This window comes from Camelimonas lactis (assembly GCF_004342915.1).
Lineage (GTDB): Bacteria > Pseudomonadota > Alphaproteobacteria > Rhizobiales > Beijerinckiaceae > Camelimonas > Camelimonas lactis.
In genome coordinates this window covers 1-18843 of sequence record NZ_SLWL01000024.1, presented here as the reverse complement: position 1 = coordinate 18843, position 18843 = coordinate 1, and the positions used below count along the sequence as shown (strand labels likewise).

General features: G+C 63.9%; 21 protein-coding genes and 1 pseudogene. 2 read left to right on the top strand and 20 right to left on the bottom strand.

The features are described from left to right. Positions 1 to 73 precede the first annotated feature (73 nt). The 13 genes and pseudogenes from EV666_RS16940 to EV666_RS16880 all read right to left on the bottom strand — a co-directional run. A pseudogene (locus EV666_RS16940) lies at positions 74 to 829 on the bottom strand (relaxase/mobilization nuclease domain-containing protein); the annotation flags it as partial. Between the two features lie 243 nt (positions 830 to 1072). Further along, a complete protein-coding gene (locus EV666_RS16935) occupies positions 1073 to 1849 on the bottom strand; it encodes a lytic transglycosylase domain-containing protein (protein WP_132010668.1) in 777 nt (258 codons plus the stop codon). Between the two features lie 3 nt (positions 1850 to 1852). Continuing rightward, positions 1853 to 2191 carry a DUF736 domain-containing protein gene (locus EV666_RS16930; protein WP_132010666.1) on the bottom strand — a complete coding sequence of 113 codons (339 nt, stop codon included), beginning with the start codon at positions 2189 to 2191 and terminating at the stop codon, positions 1853 to 1855. A 68-nt stretch (positions 2192 to 2259) separates the two neighbouring features. After that, entirely contained in the window at positions 2260 to 2805 is a 546-nt protein-coding gene (locus EV666_RS16925; protein WP_132010664.1) for a S26 family signal peptidase, read from the bottom strand. Further along, positions 2802 to 3323, bottom strand: a complete 522-nt coding sequence (locus EV666_RS16920; protein WP_132010662.1) for a DUF2840 domain-containing protein — start codon at positions 3321 to 3323, stop codon at positions 2802 to 2804. The genes EV666_RS16925 and EV666_RS16920 overlap by 4 nt, the downstream gene beginning before the upstream one ends. Then, on the bottom strand, positions 3320 to 3574 hold the full coding sequence (locus EV666_RS16915) for a ribbon-helix-helix protein (RefSeq protein WP_132010660.1): 255 nt from the start codon (positions 3572 to 3574) through the stop codon (positions 3320 to 3322). Before EV666_RS16915 ends, EV666_RS16920 begins: the two co-directional genes overlap by 4 nt. Then, complete coding sequence (gene parA / locus EV666_RS16910) at positions 3571 to 4224, bottom strand: ParA family partition ATPase (RefSeq protein WP_132010658.1); 654 nt, start codon at positions 4222 to 4224, stop codon at positions 3571 to 3573. The genes EV666_RS16915 and parA overlap by 4 nt, the downstream gene beginning before the upstream one ends. Then, positions 4221 to 5369: a replication initiator protein A gene (locus EV666_RS16905; RefSeq protein WP_132010656.1), complete on the bottom strand. Its 1149-nt coding sequence runs from the start codon at positions 5367 to 5369 to the stop codon at positions 4221 to 4223. The genes parA and EV666_RS16905 overlap by 4 nt, the downstream gene beginning before the upstream one ends. Before the next feature lie 20 nt (positions 5370 to 5389). Beyond that, positions 5390 to 5671, bottom strand: coding sequence for a helix-turn-helix transcriptional regulator (locus EV666_RS16900; RefSeq protein ID WP_121583355.1), 282 nt, complete (start codon positions 5669 to 5671; stop codon positions 5390 to 5392). A gap of 136 nt (positions 5672 to 5807) precedes the next feature. After that, positions 5808 to 6251 carry a DUF2285 domain-containing protein gene (locus EV666_RS16895; protein WP_245514501.1) on the bottom strand — a complete coding sequence of 148 codons (444 nt, stop codon included), beginning with the start codon at positions 6249 to 6251 and terminating at the stop codon, positions 5808 to 5810. 46 nt (positions 6252 to 6297) lie between these two features. Continuing rightward, complete coding sequence (locus tag EV666_RS18705) at positions 6298 to 6573, bottom strand: transcriptional regulator domain-containing protein (RefSeq protein ID WP_245514500.1); 276 nt, start codon at positions 6571 to 6573, stop codon at positions 6298 to 6300. A gap of 176 nt (positions 6574 to 6749) precedes the next feature. After that, the gene (locus tag EV666_RS16885) at positions 6750 to 7010 is read right to left on the bottom strand and encodes a DNA -binding domain-containing protein (protein WP_132010652.1); all 261 of its coding nucleotides are present in this window, start codon (positions 7008 to 7010) and stop codon (positions 6750 to 6752) included. A 117-nt stretch (positions 7011 to 7127) separates the two neighbouring features. After that, positions 7128 to 7376 carry a helix-turn-helix domain-containing protein gene (locus EV666_RS16880; RefSeq protein WP_047166147.1) on the bottom strand — a complete coding sequence of 83 codons (249 nt, stop codon included), beginning with the start codon at positions 7374 to 7376 and terminating at the stop codon, positions 7128 to 7130. 307 nt (positions 7377 to 7683) lie between these two features. Between EV666_RS16880 and EV666_RS16875 the strand changes: the two genes are divergently transcribed. Together EV666_RS16875 and EV666_RS16870 are read left to right on the top strand one after the other, a co-directional pair. Continuing rightward, complete coding sequence (locus tag EV666_RS16875; RefSeq protein ID WP_121583352.1) at positions 7684 to 7989, top strand: helix-turn-helix domain-containing protein; 306 nt, start codon at positions 7684 to 7686, stop codon at positions 7987 to 7989. Further along, complete coding sequence (locus EV666_RS16870) at positions 7982 to 9223, top strand: type II toxin-antitoxin system HipA family toxin (RefSeq protein WP_132010670.1); 1242 nt, start codon at positions 7982 to 7984, stop codon at positions 9221 to 9223. Before EV666_RS16875 ends, EV666_RS16870 begins: the two co-directional genes overlap by 8 nt. A 65-nt stretch (positions 9224 to 9288) precedes the next feature. On the opposite strand, the gene EV666_RS16865 is transcribed toward EV666_RS16870, so the two are convergent. From EV666_RS16865 to EV666_RS16830, 7 genes are all read right to left on the bottom strand, one after another. Further along, a complete protein-coding gene (locus EV666_RS16865) occupies positions 9289 to 9615 on the bottom strand; it encodes a DUF736 domain-containing protein (RefSeq protein WP_047166144.1) in 327 nt (108 codons plus the stop codon). A 600-nt stretch (positions 9616 to 10215) separates the two neighbouring features. Continuing rightward, positions 10216 to 10656 (bottom strand): hypothetical protein, encoded by a 441-nt coding sequence (locus tag EV666_RS16855; protein ID WP_132010650.1) that lies wholly within the window; start codon positions 10654 to 10656, stop codon positions 10216 to 10218. A gap of 266 nt (positions 10657 to 10922) precedes the next feature. Then, a complete protein-coding gene (locus tag EV666_RS16850) occupies positions 10923 to 11849 on the bottom strand; it encodes a DUF2493 domain-containing protein (protein ID WP_132010648.1) in 927 nt (308 codons plus the stop codon). A gap of 342 nt (positions 11850 to 12191) precedes the next feature. After that, positions 12192 to 13229, bottom strand: coding sequence for a DUF7146 domain-containing protein (locus EV666_RS16845; RefSeq protein ID WP_132010646.1), 1038 nt, complete (start codon positions 13227 to 13229; stop codon positions 12192 to 12194). Then, a complete protein-coding gene (locus tag EV666_RS16840) occupies positions 13229 to 17548 on the bottom strand; it encodes a strawberry notch-like NTP hydrolase domain-containing protein (RefSeq protein ID WP_132010644.1) in 4320 nt (1439 codons plus the stop codon). Before EV666_RS16840 ends, EV666_RS16845 begins: the two co-directional genes overlap by 1 nt. Positions 17549 to 17698: 150 nt before the next feature. Continuing rightward, complete coding sequence (locus EV666_RS16835) at positions 17699 to 18343, bottom strand: antitoxin of toxin-antitoxin stability system (protein WP_132010642.1); 645 nt, start codon at positions 18341 to 18343, stop codon at positions 17699 to 17701. Beyond that, complete coding sequence (locus EV666_RS16830; RefSeq protein WP_132010640.1) at positions 18336 to 18797, bottom strand: hypothetical protein; 462 nt, start codon at positions 18795 to 18797, stop codon at positions 18336 to 18338. The genes EV666_RS16835 and EV666_RS16830 overlap by 8 nt, the downstream gene beginning before the upstream one ends. Positions 18798 to 18843 lie beyond the last annotated feature (46 nt).

Genomic DNA, 18843 nt, shown 5'->3' with positions numbered 1-18843 from the left:
CCGAGCACAAACCGCCTCGTCATGAGGCTTTATAATTGACCCGACTGGCCTACTTTTAAACCGGTGAATGGCCTCTTTTTATTCCGGTGTTTACACCAGTCCAGCGTTCGGCAGCCATCTGGCGCTCAAGCGTGCGGCGAATGTCGTGTTCTGTTCGCGGCCCGAGCTCCTGGGTGATGAGATTGCGCGCCCGGTCGCGCATCCCTTCCTTGATGTAGTCGCGCGCGATGACGAGATCCTGGCCGTCGTCGCGCACGCCGCGCACGATCAGATGGATATGGGGATGCTCGGTATTCCAGTGATCGACCGCCACCCAGTCGAGCCGGGTGCCGAGATCCTTTTCCATCTGCCCGGCCAAATCGCGGGTAAAAGATTTGAGGTCCGCCATATCGAGGGCGTCGTCGGGCGAGATGATGAAGCGGAAATGATGCCTGTCGCCGCCAAACCGTTCGGCAAAGGCGCCGGCATCCGCCGCGTCGACGTCCGGCCCGAACAGCCGCGCCTTCTCCCCGTCCCGGGTGACGCCATCGCGGCGCAGATAATCGAGATGCGTGCCAAGCGGCGCCTTGCGGGCGGTGTGACGAACAACGCGCGCCTTGATCACCGCTCCACGCGAGCGGGCGGTAATGAAGCGATTGGCCTGAATGCTGGCACGTTGGCCATGCCCAAACCGCGAGCGGTTGCCCGAGACGATCCGGCCCGAGCGTGAAACGCCGCCGCCGGCCTTCTTGGCCGCCGCCAGTGCCTGGGCAATGAACGGCCGCGCCTGTTGAGCGCGTGTCGAACGGATGCGCCCCGGGCGAATACGGAACTCGCGCTCATCGGACATGACGCGGTCCCGCAATGTGTGAAAACCCGCGCGAAAACGGGCAATCCCGCGTCGCGCACACATTGCGCCCTTGGGTCACAAGGTGCGGAATCGCAAAAAATCCTGAGCAAAAACAACCGACCGCCTGGCCGACAATGTGCGGCCTTTTATCCTGCCATCGGTCGGTTGTTGCGGTCCTCCCCTGCCAGCCAGCACGCCATGGCGCGCTGGCGCACGATGCCGTGCGATCGCGCAAACGCCGCGTCATGGGGCGGCACCGCTATCGGCTTGAGTGACAAAAATGGCCTCGTGCTGTCGCCGGTCGGGCGCACCGACTGCATCCGGAACGGGGGTGCGGGTGTCGTTGCCCTGCACAGACGCCGCGTCTCCGATAGCGCTCGTTCGGTTGCTGCCGCGCGCGACAAAGAGCGGCGCCTCGCGCCAATCGGGCGGCAACGCAGCGGGCATGGAAGCGCCGTGAGACGGCGCCGCGTTACCCAGGATTGGGGCAAGCTTAGCGACATAGGCGCGCGTTTCGGCGGGCAGGACGCGGCCCGCCGAAAGGTATTCATCGTAGCGGCCCGGCCCGGCATTATAGGCTGCCAGCATCGCCGCGACATTGCCGTAGCGATCGAACATCGCGCGCAAATAGGCCGCGCCCGCGAGGATATTGTCGCGAGGATCATAAGGATCGCGGCCCAGGCCATGGCGCTGCCGCAGCGCCGACCAGGTGGCGGGCATGATCTGCATCAGGCCCATCGCCCCGGCCGAGGATATGGCCCGCCCATCGCCCGCGCTTTCGGCCTGCAGGACCGCATCGATCCAGAACTCGGGAATGCCGAAACGCTGCGAAGCTTCGGCAATATGGTCGGCATATGCATCCCGCAGGACGCGCGGTGCGAGCAGGCTCGGTTGCGCCTGCGCTGCGACGCCGACCTGGCTGCAGAACAGGCCGGCAAGGAGAAGGAAGGCAATGGATCGGGCGGCGCGGTGACGCCCGATCACAACGGAGTGGCCATGCCCGAAGCGACAGCGCAGCATCGCTCAGTCCTTTGCATCGCGTTTGGGCGGCCGGTTCCAGTGCAACGACCAGGACGTCGCATCAGCGCCGTTCTGGAACAGGGCGGCACGGATCGGATACGGCAATGCCGGATCGTCGATCAGCACGGAGAGATATTCTCCGGCCTTCTCGCCGGTGCGTGTCCAGGCCGCCCCAATCTCGGGGCCGGCGTCATCTTCGCCGAGGTGGACGCGATGGTCCGGGGCGTTTTCGACATTGGCCGGATCCACCGCGACGATGGCGATCTCGCGGGCGAGCGTGAGCGTCTGGATGCGCCCGGCAAAGCCTGTCTTGTGCCTGGTAAATTCACCGATCTGCGGCATGGCGGTTTCCTTTCCTCAAGCGGTGAAGGACGAGCGGGCGGACATCACGCCCGCCCTTGGACAGGCGTTCACCGCGCTGACGCCTGCCATTCGAAGCGGCCGTCACCATTCGCATCGGTCCAGATCGGCACGACGCGGGCGGTGACGGCAGAAAGCGGAAGCGGCCCAAAATAGCGGCCATCGAAACTGTCGGTGGCGTCCCAGTTCATCAGGAACACATCGTGTTTGGCGATCACACGGCAGCCCTGCCAGGAGGGCAGGTCGCGGCCCATCCGATCGCGCTCACGGGCATGGCCATAAAGGTGGTCGTAGGCGGTAATGGCCGTGCCATGGCGGCAAACTCTCGTACCGTGGAGCGCCAGGACGCGCTTGATCAGTGGCACGCCGCGCGGAAGGTAGCGGCGCGCTTCAAGCAGCTCGGCAAGCGCGTCTGGCGGCTGGACCGCGACCAGATCGGTGACTTCGACAGGGTCGGCCGGTTCGACGGCGTAGAGACCGATGGGCGCACTGGCCGAGGCGTTCCAGATGAAGCGCGGACCGTGCCCGGTGAGGACCGGGGCGACGACCAGCCCGACCGACACCAGAGCGGAGGCGAAAATGGCGCGCCGGGTCATGGCCGAATGCTCCGCCGCTTGATCCAGGCGCGGTGCTGCGCGTGCGTGTAGGCGCGGGGGCTTTCCCCGGCCGCCAATCGGTTATGAATGTGGCGCCAGTGATCGGGCGCGACATCGGCCCCGTCGATGCTGCGCGCTTCGATCGCATCGATGAGCTGCAGCACGCGCTCGACTTTCGGCCAGCCAGAGACCGTCAGCAGAAGCTCGCCGCCCGGCGAGACGGCGGGAACGGTCTGGTAGGCTTCGTGCGGCGCGACCGCGCGCAGGATGTCGAGATGGGAGGCGACGGTGCCGTAGTCATTCGCCGTCCAGCGCACGAAGGCGAAAAGGCTCCGGGGACGAAAGCCGAGGACACGGCGTCTGCGGTCGATGATGCGCTCCTGAACCGGATTCCCGAACCGCACCCAATATTCGATCGACTTCTCGATCCAGATCAGCTCCACTTCGGTCAGCGCTGTAGCCGATGAGGAGCGCGCGCCCTCGGCTGCCAGCGTTCGATGTCCCGCCAAGCCGGTCATTGCCCAGCGTCTCCGGCGGGTGGAAATTCACGCTCCAGCAGCTCGCGCAGCATGTCGGCGACGGTCATGCCGCGCTCGAAGGCCGCGATCTTGATGCGGCCGCGCTGCGCCGGCGTCACATCGATGGTGAGCCGCGCCGTGTTCGCAGCACCGTCCGCCCTGCCGGCCGACTGCTCTTTTGCGGCTCTCACCCAGGTTTCGGGATCGGCCGGCCGGCGGGCAAAGCCGCTCCTGGGCGCTCGGGTGCTCATGACGCCCTCCGCGTGCGCGGGAGCCGCTCGATTTCATCAACCAGCGCTGCGATCTCAGCGGCCGCGGACGTGGCGCCGTCCAATTCGTGAACGAGACGGCCGGTCTGGGCAGCGCTGGCGAAGGCGACACGCTGCCCGATCCGGCTCACGAGCACCGGAGGATCGTGATCGGCGAGCGCAGCGGCGGTTTCGCGGCCAAGGATGGTGCGCGCAGCGCAGCGATTGAGGACGAAGCGGGCGACGAGATCGGGCCGATAAATGCGCGCTTCGGCGATGAGCGACAGCATCTCGGCGGAAGCCCAGCCATCGAAGGGCGAAGGCTGCACCGGGATCAGCACCAAGTCAGCGGCGAGCAGCGCAGAGCGCATGAGACCGGCGACACGCGGCGGCCCATCGATGACGACGTGATCGGCCTGCCGGGACAGTTCCGGCGCTTCCCGGTGTAGCGTATCGCGCGCAAGACCGATGACACCGAACAGTCTCGGCGAGCCCTCATGACCGCGCTGCTCAGACCAGTCGAGCGCCGAGCCTTGCGGATCGGCATCGACCAAAGTGACCCTCTGCCCCCTTCCGGCCCATTCTCCGGCGAGATGCAGCGCCAGTGTCGTCTTGCCGACACCGCCCTTCTGGTTGAGCAAAGCCACGATCATCGCTGACCGTCCTCACGCTCACCGCGCGGCGGGCGCATGGTGTCGAAGCGGATTTCTGATGTGTGATCGGATGGCGTTGGCGGCCGACGGTTCGCCGTCGCTCTGAGCGCCTGGCCGGTGCGGGCGATGAGGTTTTCAACATCGCGCCTGCGCTCTTCAAGGTTAGATTCTGTGTTAGACTCTCTGTTACGGGCGCGATTTGCCGAACGATCTCCGTGCCTTAAACCCGGATCGGGTTCCTGATAGCACGAGCCACCGGTTCCCGATGGCACGATAGTTCGGGTTCCCGATAGCACGAGGCCGTCCACAGCTTTTCCACAGGCCGGCCATGGCTCGAAGGCGAGCAGCGCCCGGCGCCCGGTCTCGATCTCGGTAAAGAGCCTGTAGCCGGGCAGCGGCTGACGGCGGATGATATCGCGCAGTTCGAAGGCAAAGCGCTTATAGGGCGAGAGAGAGCCGGACTTCTGGTGCAGATGACGAAAATCGAACCGCCATCCGCCCTTCTGGCGGCCGCCATGCTTGCGCACGAGCCGGTAAAGCCAGCGGTCGAGCCCGCCGGTCAGATCGAAATAGGCCCGATCGATGGTCAGGATCAGCGCATCGTCCAGGACAGCGCGATAAAACCAGTCCGGCACGATCAGTTCGATACCGTCGGGGCGGCCGGTGCCGTCGGTTCGTTCCTGCCATTCATTGATCCAGGAAAAGCGGTGTCGCCGTCCTTCGGCGGGCTGGCGGATCGTGGTCGAGATGGTGGTGGATTGCAGCCGGTCGAGCGCCGCCTTGAGGCGCTGGTAATCGCGTAAGCTGGTGCCGCGGCCAATGAAGGTGAGAATCTCATAGGGTGTCGCCGCCATGAGCCGCGAGGTGCGCAGGCCTGTATCGCGCGCTTCGACGATCTGGCTGGCAGCCCAGATCAGGATATCGGCGTCCCAGATCGTTGCCATGCCGTGGTCGGCAACCGCCTCGACGCGGATCGAGATTTTTCCGGCGGTGAAATCGATCGGGGTGATGCGATGTGATTTGGCGAGCGAGAAGAATGGATACGCCATGAGGTCCTGCGCGTCCCGCGGTGCGAAGTCACCGGGAAGCGCTCTGAACAGGTCGAGCTGCCCGCGCTCGGACGGAGAACGTCGCCGGATCGCCATGGGTAATCCTCGTGCGACAGTCAGCGATTGATGCCGCCGGACGGCCCATAGGCCGTTGGCGTGTGCCGTTTGGCTGGCAGAACCTGTCCGCGCGGATCGGAGGTTGACGTGACCGCGCCGCGCGAAGCCCAGGCTTCGAGATCAGCTACCGAATAGACGACGCGCCCGCCGAGCTTGCGATAGGCCGGGCCGGTTCCATAGGTGCGGTGCTTTTCCAGCGTACGCGCCGAAAGGCTGAGAAACACCGCCGCTTCCTTGGTGCGCAGGTAGCGTGGCGGCAGAGCGGCGAGATTGGGTCGCATTGTCGGGCCTCCGTGGCGTTGCCGGGCGCCGCTGCGGAGCAACGGCGGATCGCGATCACGGTGGCGAAGGAATGCAGGCGGGGTGGATGGGGAAGATAACAGGCGCACAATCCCCACCCCCGGCGTCGAAGCGCACTCAAGATCGGCGACGATGCCGTAGCAATTTGCGATAGCCGCCATTGATGAGCGGCCCGGCACTTTCGACCAGCCCGATCACGGCATCGCGCAAAGATGAGGTTTTCCAGGGCTCGGCCGCGACCCGCTCGGGGCCGAACAGAGCGATGGCGATCTCGCGATAGGTCGCGCCATGGGCCCGGCCGTCGGCGGCTCGCATCATCAGTCGGATACGTCGACGCTGGTACGGCGTGATGCGTCCGTCGCGCGTAACGGCGCCCGCGCTCAGCGCTTGCCAGAGCCGCAGCACTGCCTCGACCCGATCGGGCAGATCGTCGTCGAGTGGCAGGATAACGGCCGAGGCTCTATCGGTTTTTCGGCCCGACAGCAGCAGGATCTGTGCGACGATGCCGCCGCGATGGATGGCATGAAGACCTTCCGGACTCGGACGAACGGCAGCAGACACGGCCGGCGACGGAGATGGTGACGGAGGCAGAAATTCCGGAGCGTCGTCAGCGAGCAACACCGCCGGATTGGCGAGAGGCGACCATAGGACGTCCTGACGAAGCGCGGAAAGGCTCGGACGGGCCGGGAAATCGCAACCCCCAGTGACGCTGGGCGTCGGTTGAATAGGGATGATCTTCGGCCTTCATGGCGAGGAGTTCGCCATAATGCTCCTGGTAGCGTTCAAACCGCCGCAAACATTCCCATGCGAGCCCTTCGACCGAGAGCGTGTCGAAGAATTCATAGCGACGACCGTCTCGCCAATGGGAAGTGTCCGGTCGCACCCGTCCCTCCTCACGTGCAAAGCGCAGGTCAGATTTTTCGCCGAGCTATTTACGACAAGATCTGTTGCAGCAGCATGACAGGGCGGCCAGCAATGCGGAAAATCTGCCGACAGGCCGCGAAACGCCGTATTTCCCCCGCGCGTCTCCGTGCGCCGCGCCTGACGCGAACATCAGCCCTAACGCTTCCAGAGAAGATGACGGTAACCGGTCTGCGCCATCCATTTGGCGCGCGCCAGATGAGCATCATGGACCCGGCGCGCGCGATCCGGCTCGAGGGCGGGGTCGATGCCAAACAGGATTTGAGCGGCTTCGGTCCACTCGGCACCATCGGCAGCGGCATCCAGCAGTCGCATGTAAAGCTTGATATGGGCACGATCGTAGGCGGTTAATTCGCTGGAGACCGGCGGTGCATCCTCGAAGGGTTCTATCGGGGGCATGTCAGTTGCCTGGTGCGTGCTGCCCACTGCAGGACGCGGGGTAATACCAGATACTCCAGGATTGTGTGTTTTGGGAGAATATCGCCTGGAGGGAATACGGCGTCTGCCGCTTGCCTGTCAGCGCTTTTTGTCACCACCATCATGGACCAGCAGCACTCCGTGTCCACGCTCGGTCGACAGAAGGACGACACCGGCTGCTTCGAGAGCCCGACGGACCTGATCGCGCGTGCTTTCGTACACCTCGAGGCCGCTTTCGGATTCGAGGCGCTTGAGCGCGGTCAGTGATACACGGGCCTTGTCAGCAAGCGTCTCCTGTGTCCAACCCAGCAAGGCGCGAGCGGCCCGCGACTGTCGGGCGGTGATCATGCATGATCACCTCCCATTGCGACCGGCGCGCACTCCAGAACTACGACTATAATAGTCGTTCTGGGCAAATAGTCATCGATAATTGGGCCTCTGTTCCTCAGCTACGGCGTCGCTGACCTTTGTTGTCGGACGACTGATTCGGCCGCCCAAGGCTGATGGGATTGACCCACCAAAGAACGCTGAATGACGCTCAAACGTATCAATCTATCCTACTGAGATATGTTTGCGGATCAAATTCTTGCCTTCCAGACCGCCCTGTGATACGTTTTCGGATCAAATCAAGCAAATTGATCTGTAAAGGATTCACATGAAAACCGAAGCAGAGGCTCTGGATATGATCGGCGACCATTTTCGGCGCGCACGGCTAGCGGCGGGCCTGACGCAGGAACAGGTCGCCGATCTCGCCGGCATATCCCGTCCCCGCTATCGCGACATCGAAACCGGAGCCGCAGCGGCACGCGCCACGACTCTGATCAATGTTGCAAGGGCGCTTGGCCTGGAGATGATGCTGGTTCCTCAGGCGATGGTCCCGGCCATTGAGGCGCTGCTCAGCCCGCAGGGCGAGGACGACCGGCCGGCTTTCAGCCCGCAAGCGGAAGGTGATGATGAATAGAGCCCGCTCCGCCGAAACCGTCCTGTCTCTCGATGTTCTCCTCAATGAGGTGAAGGTCGGCACGATCGTCAGGACACCGGGCGACTTCAACGCCTTCAGCTTCGATCCTGCCTACCGCGCGAGCGGAGGGCATCCCGTGTTGAGCCTGTCCTTCCGCGCGGCGACGGGAGGATTGCGCAAGGATCCACGCCCGGTGGCAGGCGCCTTGCCGCCCTTCTTTGCCAACCTCCTGCCCGAGGACAAGCTGCGCGAGGCGATGGAAAAGCATCACGCCCGGACCGTCCGGCCTGGCAATGATTTCGATCTGCTGGCCGCGCTGGGCGCCGACCTGCCAGGCGCTGTGCGGGTTATCCCGAGTAACGGAGATATCGTCGCTGCAACCGCTGCAGTTGAGGGCGAGCCGAAAGCGCGTTTCTCGCTCGCCGGCGTGCAGATGAAGCTTTCGGTGATGAAGAACACCGGCAAGGGCGGCGGGTTGACAGTGCCGCTCGGGGACAGCGACGGTCAGTACATCGCCAAGTTTCCTTCGACCGCCTTTCCAGGCGTGTCGGAGAACGAGTTCGCCAATCTCGCGCTGGCCGAAGCCATCGGCATGGACGTGCCCGAACGCGAGCTGGTGGGCAAAGACCAGTTCGAAGGCATCCCTGAAGAGTTCGAGACCCTGGCCGAGGGGCTGGTCCTTCTTATCCGGCGGTTCGATCGCGCCGCCGGCGCGCGACGAATTCATATCGAGGATTTCGCCCAGGTCTTCGGCATCTATCCGGCACGGAAATACGAAGGCGCGGCCTATCACGACATTGCCGCGGCGCTGAATGTGGCGATCTCGCCGACAGCGGCGCTGGAGTTCGTCCGCCGCCTGACCCTGTCGGTGGTCATGGGCAATGGCGACATGCACCTGAAAAACTGGTCGCTGATCTATCCCGGTGACGGCAATTCGCCCGCCCTGGCGCCGATCTACGACGTGCTTTCGACGGTTCCCTATATCCCGGCTGACAATCTGGCTTTGTCACTTGGCGGCGAACGCGCGTTCAAGGCCCTGACGCTGCCGCGGTGGAAGGCTTTCGCCAATCGGGCGCGTCTTCCAGAGCCCGCCGTCCTGAAAACTGTCAGCGAAACTGTAAGGCGTATCGATGCGCATTGGTGGAAATTGCCGGAACGTGATGCGATCCCATCGATCGTTCTGGAGCGGATCGACGCCCACGTGAGGGCCATGATGCCTGTCCTCTTGGACTGAGCGCCGTTCATTGGTGCGGCTGACAGAGAAATGGCCCCGGCTGTGTCGCCGGGGCCATTTGCGCTTCAGTCGCCGCGACGCGGGTTGGGGCGGGACCAGATCAGCGAGTAGGCTTCGCCGTCCTCGTCATCGAAGAGGTTGGCGTAGATCGGGGCGGTGAAGCTCGGATCATCGAGCTTGAGACCGAGATAATCGCGGCCTTCGCCCGAGCGCTTGGACCAGGCGGCACCGATCTCGGCGCGGCCGACCAGGACCCGGTGGCTGGGAGCGTTCTCGCCGTTTGCGCGGATGTCGGGAACGATACGCACGCCCTTGGCCTGGACACTGAGGGTGACGATTTCGCCGGTGAATTCGTTCGAACCGGTCTTCTTGAAGGTACCGATGGTCGCCATTTCAAATCTCCGTTTTCCGTTTTCGAGCCCGCACCATTGCGGCCTCGATGGCGATCGACGGGACGGAGACGATCGCTGGCGCATCCCCGTTTGCGGGGACTGGACAGCACAGGAGGGACTTTCTTGCTCGCGCGAGGAATGACGCGCCCCGGGGACCCATGGAACATGGGGCGGGGCCGTCAGGGGAAGAAAGTTGTGACGACGCTGTTGCGCCAAAGCGATCGAAGCGCGCGCCGCGCGCTGGTCTTCGGCCAGATCAGGCCATGGAAGAGGCCGTTTGGAGCGGTCAAAGATACGAGAAGAGCGCAGATTCTGGCGCATTCGAGTTCAGCCAGACCGGTGGCGACGGATGCCCGTGACGTCGCCCCTGTCCTTGGCACGCGTACCGCTATTTGACCCAATCGAAGTCGGCGAGAGCTCATCCCGCCTGGGTTCCGCAATGTGCCCGCGAAATTCGCGTCCCCCGTCCTGCGCTCCCGCTATGTGCCGCATCACTCCACTAGATTGATGTGAGTTCATTACGCCGATCCCGCGCCCCTTAACTCTGAGGACGGCGAGTTTATCTCTCTGTTCTGGCTTCCAACCAGATTCTGCACGCAGCTAGATGCGCGCATGGCCCGTGCCAGCAGACTCGGCAGACGCCATCGCCGCGAGCCGCAGGAAGGTCGTCACTCCCACGGCAATTGCGCCAATGACCGAGAAGATGAGCTGCCAGGTCTCGGACGGCATCATATGTTTGACGATGCCGAGCGTGGCGTAGAAGCCGGCGACGACTGCCGGAGCGACAAAGGCGAGTGCGATCAGCAACCGCGCCCATAGAGGCCGGACCAGAATGAGCAGGCCTTGGGCTGCCGCCAAGGTCAGGCCGGCAGCGAGTAATCCGACAAGAACAGCCCCAAGCCAGCCCGCGCCGGTGCCGTAGGCCCAGATACCGGCGTTCACCCCGATGAAGAAGGGCAACGCAAAGACGGCAAGGTTGAACAGCAGCCAGCACATGAAGCCTATGGCGGCCATGGCGACGAGAATACCGAGAAAGGTCATGGTGGTGTCTCCGTGCAATGGATTGGACGGTGCGCCTGCCACCACCTCCACGGCGCGATCGGAACAGTAGCAGAAGTGCCTGCGATCATTAAGAACAAATAGGGATCAAAGAGATCCCCTGACCCTGTCCGGCCATCTTCCTTGTTCTGCCTGGACATGGTCGGATCCGGCGGCCCATCGCCCTACAGGCGATGTGTTTCGCCGGCATGATAGGCCGTCGAGGCGCTTCCGGTTCGTCGACGGCCTTGAGGAATGGCGGGCAGCGCTCACGCGCCGCCCGTCCCGAAGCGGTAGACAGGAATGCCCAATTTGCGCGCCTTGTCGGCGAGATTGTCCTGGATGCCGGTGCCGGGAAAGATGATGACCCCAATCGGCATCGTGCCGAGCATCTGATCGTTGCGTTTGAAGGGCGCAGCCTTGGCGTGTTTGGCCCAATCGGGCTTAAAGGCGACCTGCGGCACCTTGCGATTGTGGGCCCAGGTGGCGGCGATGCGCTCGGCGCCCTTCGGCGATCCACCATGCAGCAGCACCATGTCAGGATGCTTGGCATGAACCTGGTCGAGCTTGTCCCAGATCAATCGATGATCGGTGGTCTCGCCACCCGAAAAGGCGATCTTCGTGCCGGCCGGTAGCAGCACCTCATTGTCAGCGCGTCGCTTGGCGGCGATGAAGTCCCGGCTATCGATCATGGCCGCTGTCATCTGGCGATGATTGACCCGTGAACCCGAGCGCTGCGACCAGGGCGTACCGAGGGTGCGCAGATAGATATCGGCAGCGGTCTCGCGGAAAAGCTCAAGACTGTCACGGCGTTCGATGAGACTTTGCCCGATCCCGATCAGGGTCTCGAGCTGGACGGATTTCACCTCGGACCCGTCCTGTTCGCACTGGAGGCGCTTCTGGGCCTGCTCGTTGTCGTCGAGCTTCTTTTCGATCCGTTCGACAGCACGGTGGAAGGTATTGACGCTCGACCAGAGGATCTCGGCAAGGTCGAAATCGAGACTGGTGTCGGCCATGGTGGAGATCAGGGCGTCGAAAATATCAGCGACCGCGCTCTGGATGATGTGATCCTCGGGCGAGATCCGGGGATCGGGCTCGTCCTCTGACGGACGATAGCCGTAAAGCTCAAGCTCCTCGATGACATGACCGGTGGCAGATGTCGCGTGATCGGGTTCGCGTTCGTCATGGGCGTACATGGCAGGCTCCAATGGCAAGGACCGCGACCGTCGCGGCCTCATGGCGACGACAAGCCCGCAGGCGGTCCGGCCAGGCAGCCCGAGCCTTTCGCGAGGGCCTCGATGGCAAAGCCCGGCTGATTTGCTTCGCGCTGTAAAGGCGGGGGAGACGGGGTCCCCACGCGACTCGTCGCATGGGGTGGCGGGCCGCCGACGGAAATCAGTCGGGCGCCGCCATTGCCCGGCCGGGCCGTTTGTGGGCCGCTCGCCCTCTCGAAGGCCGAGGCGCGGTCCCCTGCCGAATAGAGAAGGCTTCTTGTATGCCGCTACGGAACACGAGCGCCCGCCCGCTTCTCATCCCGGCTATGCAGCCAAAGCCATGAAGCGGCCGACGTCGTCTGCAGCCAGTTGCCCGTGAAGCCGTGCCCGCAATGCATCCAGCCCGCACGAAGTGAGGTCTTCGTTGAAGTCACCCATCATCGGCGAGAGCGTGATGGTCTCGATTCCGGCCGCCAGCGCCCGTTCGACGAGCCTGTCTCGTGCGCTGTCGCCTGCCGGATCATTGTCGCGCACGATATAGAGCCTGCGCAGATGGGCCGGGAACAGGAAAGCAGCGAGGTGCCCGGCCGAGAGTGCGGCGGCCATCGGCATCTGCGGCAGCAATTGCCGCAGCGACAGAATGGTCTCGATGCCTTCTCCCGCCGCGATGACATCTTGTGCCCTTCCGAACCGGACGGCGTTACCAAGCAGGTCCCCCATGGCCTTGCGCGGCGGATCACGCGGCGCCTTGCCCGACCCGTCACGCGCGAGCCAGGTGCGGTGAGCGCCGGTTATGTCGCCATCGCGATCGGTGACCGCCGCGATTATCGCCGGCCAGGTCTCGGTCGGCCCTTCATGCTCGGGCCGCCAGTAGCAGTTCGGATGGAAGCGCAGCGCGCCGGTCCCGTGCAAATCCGTAATGCCGCGTCTCCGCAAATACGTCTCCGCGAGCGTGCTCGTGATCGGTTGTGCGATGCGCCAGAGCCGGCGTGCGGCCTCTGCCGTACCCGATATAGTCGGAGTTCCGCGACGCCGCCCGGTGGGGACTGGTTCTGGATGGGGAAGGCTCAGAAAGCGGCGGGCTTCCGCAGCGACCTCGGCGAAGTCGAGGAGACCGAGACTTTCGCGGATTACATCGAGCAGATCACCATGCTCGCCGGTGGCGGCATCGGACCATTTGCCCGCCGGCCCCCTGGCGCTGTCATGCAGCCGCACGAACATCGAGCGTCCCGCGCCATTGCGGACGTCGCCGACCTGCCAGTAATGGCCCTGCTTATGGCCATTCGAGAGGTAGTGACGACAAACCGCCTCAGCCTGCCGGCCGAGGCGCTGCGCCAGCTCGTTGGCGTAAAGACGAGACATCAGGCCGCCTCCCGTTCTGCGATGCGTTCGATCGGGAAGCGCTCGACCAACCTCCCGATAATCCCGCTGCCGGCTGCCCCGACCGGCACAAAGAAGCGCAATTTCCACGAGATGATTTCGCTGAAGAGCCCATAAGCGCGCAGGCGTTCGCGCATGGCATCGCTGAAGCCTGTAAGTTCAATGCGATGAGCCCCCATGACCCGGACGCGGCGCAGTTGCAGCCCTTCGGCGAGGTCGAGAATTGTGCGCCCGTCGATCAAAGCGGCGTAAGCATCGTTGGCTGTCAGGCTGACGCTTTCTGTGGCGGCGACGCTGGCTGCCCATGCCGGCGAGACACGGCGGCCGATGATGCGCTCGCCGTCATCGGTCTGGAGCCGATAAACACGGGTGGAATCCTGCGGCAGGCGCTTCCAGACCGGCAGGAGCAATCCTGCCACGATGTAAAGGGTGCCCTCGGAATAGGCCGGCACCTGTGCGACTTCCCGGCTCCACATGGCCGCGAATCTGTCCCGATCGGCTTCGGTCCAGCGCGTTTCGCCCATCGCCCGAAGAGCAAGGGTCATGCTCTCCATCGGCCGCAGCAGCCGTACGCGCGGCTCGATCTCGCCATCGTCCAGCATGACACTGGTGGTGGGGATCTGGACGGCGGCGCGGGCCGAGCGTTCATTCACCAGCAGCTTTGCCCGCGGATCGGCCAGTTCATGCAGGGCTGCATCGAGCGATATCGGCCTGTTGCGCTTGCGCTCACTGATTGAAACCAGCCGGGTCTCAGCGCCGGTCGCGGGGTGGGTGTAAATGACCTGACGGCCGGTCACGGTGAAACTTTCGGCGCGGAGCGTTTCGAGACCAAGATCGTATGTGCCGGAGGCGATAGCCCCGTCGACTCGCGCCTGGAGGAGCTGCTCGAAAGCCGAGAACAAGATGGCCTGCAGGTCGATGGTCAGCGCCAGCAGCCGGTTGAGAAAGGTAGTGATCGGCGGCAGGTCGTCCTTGATGCCGTTCGCATCCATCAACTTCAGACCGGTCATCTGCTCGAAACGGCCGAGCGAACACTCGTGCACCTTGCCGCGCACGATCAGCATATAGAGCTGCCGCAAGGCATCGCGGGCATAGGGGCTTTCCAGATTATCTTCGGGCCGGAAGAGGCCCTGACCCCCGGTCTGACGCTGGCCACGTGTGATCGCGCCGAGCGTGTCGAGACGCCGCGCGATGGTCGAAAGGAAACGCTTCTCGGCCTTCACATCGGTTGCGATGGGCCGGAACAGCGGCGGCTGCGCCTGGTTGGTGCGATTGGTGCGGCCCAGCCCCTGAATGGCGGCGTCTGCCTTCCAGCCCGGTTCGAGAAGATAGTGGACCCGCAGGCGCCGGTTCCGCGCGCCAAGATCAGCATGGTAGCTGCGCCCGGTGCCGCCCGCATCGGAAAAGACCAGAATGCGCTTCTGATCATCCATGAAGGCGGCGGTTTCGGCAAGGTTCGCGGAAGGCGCGCGGCTCTGGACTGCCAGCCGTGCCGCTGAGCCTTCGCCCTTGCGGATGATCCGGCGCGAACGGCCCGTGACCTCGGCCACAACATCGGTCCCGAATCGCTGCACGATCTGGTCGAGGGCGCCGGGAACGGGCGGGAGACAGGCCAGGTGCTCGATCATCGCGTCGCGCCGGGCAACAGCCGCCCGACATTCGACGGGCTGGCCATCGCGAAATACCGGCCGCGAGGAGAGATTGCCCTCGCTATCGGTGAACGGTTCGTAGAGCTGCACCGGGAAGGAATGGGCGAGATAATCGAGTACGTATTCTCTTGGCGTGATATCGACGCGGACGTCGTTCCATTCCTCAGCCGGCAGTTCGGCGAGGCGGCGCTCCATCAACGCCTCGCCGGTCGAGACGATCTGGATGACGGCGGCATGCCCGGCCTCAAGATCGGCATCGATGGACCGGATCAATGTCGGGGTTTTCATGCTGGTCAGAAGATGCCCGAAGAAGCGCTGTTTCGCGGATTCGAAGGCGGATCGGGCGGCGCTCTTGGCCTGGCGGTTCAGTGCGCCGTCGCTGCTGGTGATGTTTGCCGCCTCCATCGCCGCATCGAGATTGTTGTGAATGACCGCAAAAGCGCCGGCATAGGCATCATAGATGCGGTTCTGCTCGTCGGTCAGCCGATGCTCCACCAGTTCATATTCGACGCCATCGTAGGAAAGGGACCGCGCGGTATAGAGCCCAAGCGAACGCAGATCGCGCGCCAGCACCTCCATCGCCGCCACGCCGCCGGCCTCGATCGCCTCAACGAATTCGGCGCGGGTTGCGAAAGGAAAGTCCGCGCCGCCCCAGAGGCCGAGCCGCTGGGCATAGGCGAGGTTATGCACCGTCGTTGCGCCCGTCGCCGAGACATAAACAATCCTGGCATCGGGCAGTGCGTGCTGGAGGCGCAGCCCGGCACGCCCCTGCTGCGATGCGGCGATATTGCCGCGCTCTCCCTTGCCGCCACCGGCGTTTTGCATGGCATGGCTCTCGTCGAAGATGATGACACCGTCGAAATCCGATCCCAGCCAATCCACGATCTGCCGGACGCGCGAAACCTTCTCGCCGCGATCATCTGAGCGCAGCGTGGCATAGGTGGTAAAAAGGATGCCTTCCGACAGCGTGATCGGCTTGCCCTGCGAGAAGCGCGATAGCGGCGTGATCAGAAGCCGCTCCATGCCGAGCGCCGACCAGTCTCGCTGCGCGTCCTCGATCAGCTTGTCCGACTTGCTGATCCAGATGGCCTTGCGCCGCCCCCGCAGCCAGTTGTCGAGGATGATTCCGGCAGATTGGCGGCCTTTTCCGGCTCCGGTACCGTCACCGAGCATGAACCCCCGGCGGAACCGTACAGCGCCTTCTGCGTCCGCGGGCGCAGCGCTAACCGTGTCGAAGGTTTCGTCCACGGACCAGGCGCCGGCCAGATAATCGGCATGGGCCTCACCGGCATAGATCACTGTCTCGAGCTGGGCATCGGAGAGGCGCTCGCGGATGTCGGCAGGCAGGATCGGCCGATAAGACGGCTTTGGTGGTGCAACCGACGCCATCGCAGCCGATTGGACAAGCTTGGTTGGATGTGGCTGTGCACCGGGAATCCGGATCGACTGCAATCCGTATTGCTCATAGATCGCATCGCTTAGTCGCGTGCCCTCGGGCGGTGCCCAGTCCACCGTCTCATAAGCGAGCTCGACGCCCTCGGGATCGCCAACTGTATCGGTGACGGATCGCACCGGGGCCACGCCCGTGCGATAGCCGCGCACTGTCTTTGGCGCGGCCGCCGGGATGAATTCCCGGCATTTCGGGCTTGCGACCGGCAAGCGTGGTGGAACTTGCGCCTCGATCCAAGCGAGCAGCGTCGCAACATCGGGCGCAGTGCCGGATGAGGGAGAGAACTGAGATGGATCTTCGGCCGGCGTCTTGTCGATAACGATCAGGCGCGTCGCGAAGGTCGTGCCATGCTTTGCGTATACCGATCCGGCGATGGCAGCGCTGAAGACAAGGCGGCCCTGCTCTTGCAAGCGGACGAAAGCATCCCGCCAGCCAGCTTGATCAGGAGCAAAATTCGCTCCTGTTATGGCTACGAGCCGCCCACCATCGGCCAGCCGCGCCAAAGCAGAAGCAACATGGCGGAACGCCGTGTCAGCCATTCGTCCCGAAACATTGGCCATCGCCGAGAATGGCGGGTTCATCAGCACGACCGAGGGGACGATTGCCGGTTGGAGGTGATCGTCGATCTGTGCGGCATCGAAGCGGGTTGTGGAAACAGCCGGAAAGAGGGAAGAAAGCAGCTCAGCGCGGGTATCGGCGAGCTCGTTCAGCACCAGCCTGCCGCCGGCAATCTCGGCCAGGATCGCCATGAGGCCGGTTCCGGCCGACGGTTCCAGCACCACGTCACCGGGGGTGATTGCGGCGGCTGCCATGGCCGCGAGACCGAGCGGCGCGGGCGTCGAGAATTGCTGGAGCGCCTGGCCTTCCTCGGATCGGCGCGTGTGGGTCGGCAACCGGTCCACGATCCGGGCAATTGCGGAAAACCGTGTAGCCGGAGACGCGGCTTTCCGGAAAAGCGCCTTTCCGTATTTGCGTAGGAAAAGGACTGTGGCGACTTCGCAAGTCTCATAACCCATCTTCCAGTCCCAGGCGCCGGTCGAATCGGAAGCGCCGAAAGCCGCCTCCATCGCATCGCGAAGCGTGGCGGCACTGACGTGCTGGCCGCGTTCCAGATGGCCAAGGAGTGTGGTTGCCGCAGCGAGGATGGCGGGCGCTGCGGCTAAGGACGTGACCGGATCGGTCACGGGAGACACCATATTCATGGAAGGGAACCTCGGGAGAGCGGAAACGGGAAAGCCCGGACTGCGCTCTCTCTCGACCGCCCAGGCTCACCCATTCCGGCGGCCCTCTCACTCTGGCTGGAGCGACATGAAGAGCGCCCCGACCATGAGGCGGGGATGCTTCAAGCGGGATCAGCCGAAACGAAGTCCGCCTTCGGTGAAGGTGTGGCCATTGGCGAGGATGGTCTCGTCCACCACCTCATCCGAGGACAGGTAGTCATATTCGCGCTCGAGCTGGCGATAGAGCCAGCGGGCGAGATCACGCAGCGCCTCGGCGACGACGTCCTCCGCGTCGGCGGTCATGTCCTGCCAGTTCGGGCTGGCCCGCTCTACCGCAATGTCCATGCAGTATTCGTGGTAGTAATGGCCGCGATGACCGACGTCAGCGCGAAGCTGATAAAAGTTGCGCCGCTGGGCATCCTGAAGCGCATCTGCGATGCCATGCAGCATCTCGTCCTGCGGCGCGTAAGCCCGGATCGCGGCAGAGGCGTTCCTGCAGTAGGAGTAGAACCCCTCCCAGCACGCGCCGTCACCTTGCGACCAGAAGCCCCGGAACCAGATGCAGGGTTCCTGCCGCGATCCGCCGCCCATCAGGCGAGCGGTTCGGGTCTTGAGGCGGATGCCGAGGATCTCGGCGATGCGCTGGAAATCCTCATAAACGGCGTCGTACCAATCGTAGTCGAAGCCGCCTTCACGATACCAGGCGCGGGCCTTGTCCTTCGCCGTTTCGGAAAGTTCGTCGAGGCGATAGACTGTGGTTTCGATAATCTCAGGCATGGGGATCGCCTCCCTCCAGCACGGTCGCGAGCCAGCCGTCGGTGTAGATCCAGTCCACGGTCTCGCCGGTCGAAAGATCGAGTACGTGCGCGCCGCCGCCGAAACCATCGAGGCGCGGCTTCGAGCAGGTGTTGGCATATTGGAAGCCCCACCGGCCCTTGAGCCCCAACGCCGCGGCGCAGCGCTTGACGAATTGGATAACGTGCTCGGGATCACCGGTGGGATCGTCGCGTATCCAGAGCTGCGTACCGCCATGTTCGGGCTGGATCGACAGCAGGAAGCCATCCGATGACGGATCTTCGGCGGCATTTTCGTCCGCCAGCGCATTATAGAGTTCGAGCGCACGGACAGCGTTCTCAGGGGTGCCTACATCGAGCAGGCAGGAAAAATGGGTATAATAGTCAGCTGCGGATTCCACGGATGATGGGCATCGATTCCACGCGATCGTGGGCATGGATTCCACGGCATCGTGGGCATCGATTCCACGCCTCGGGCAGCCT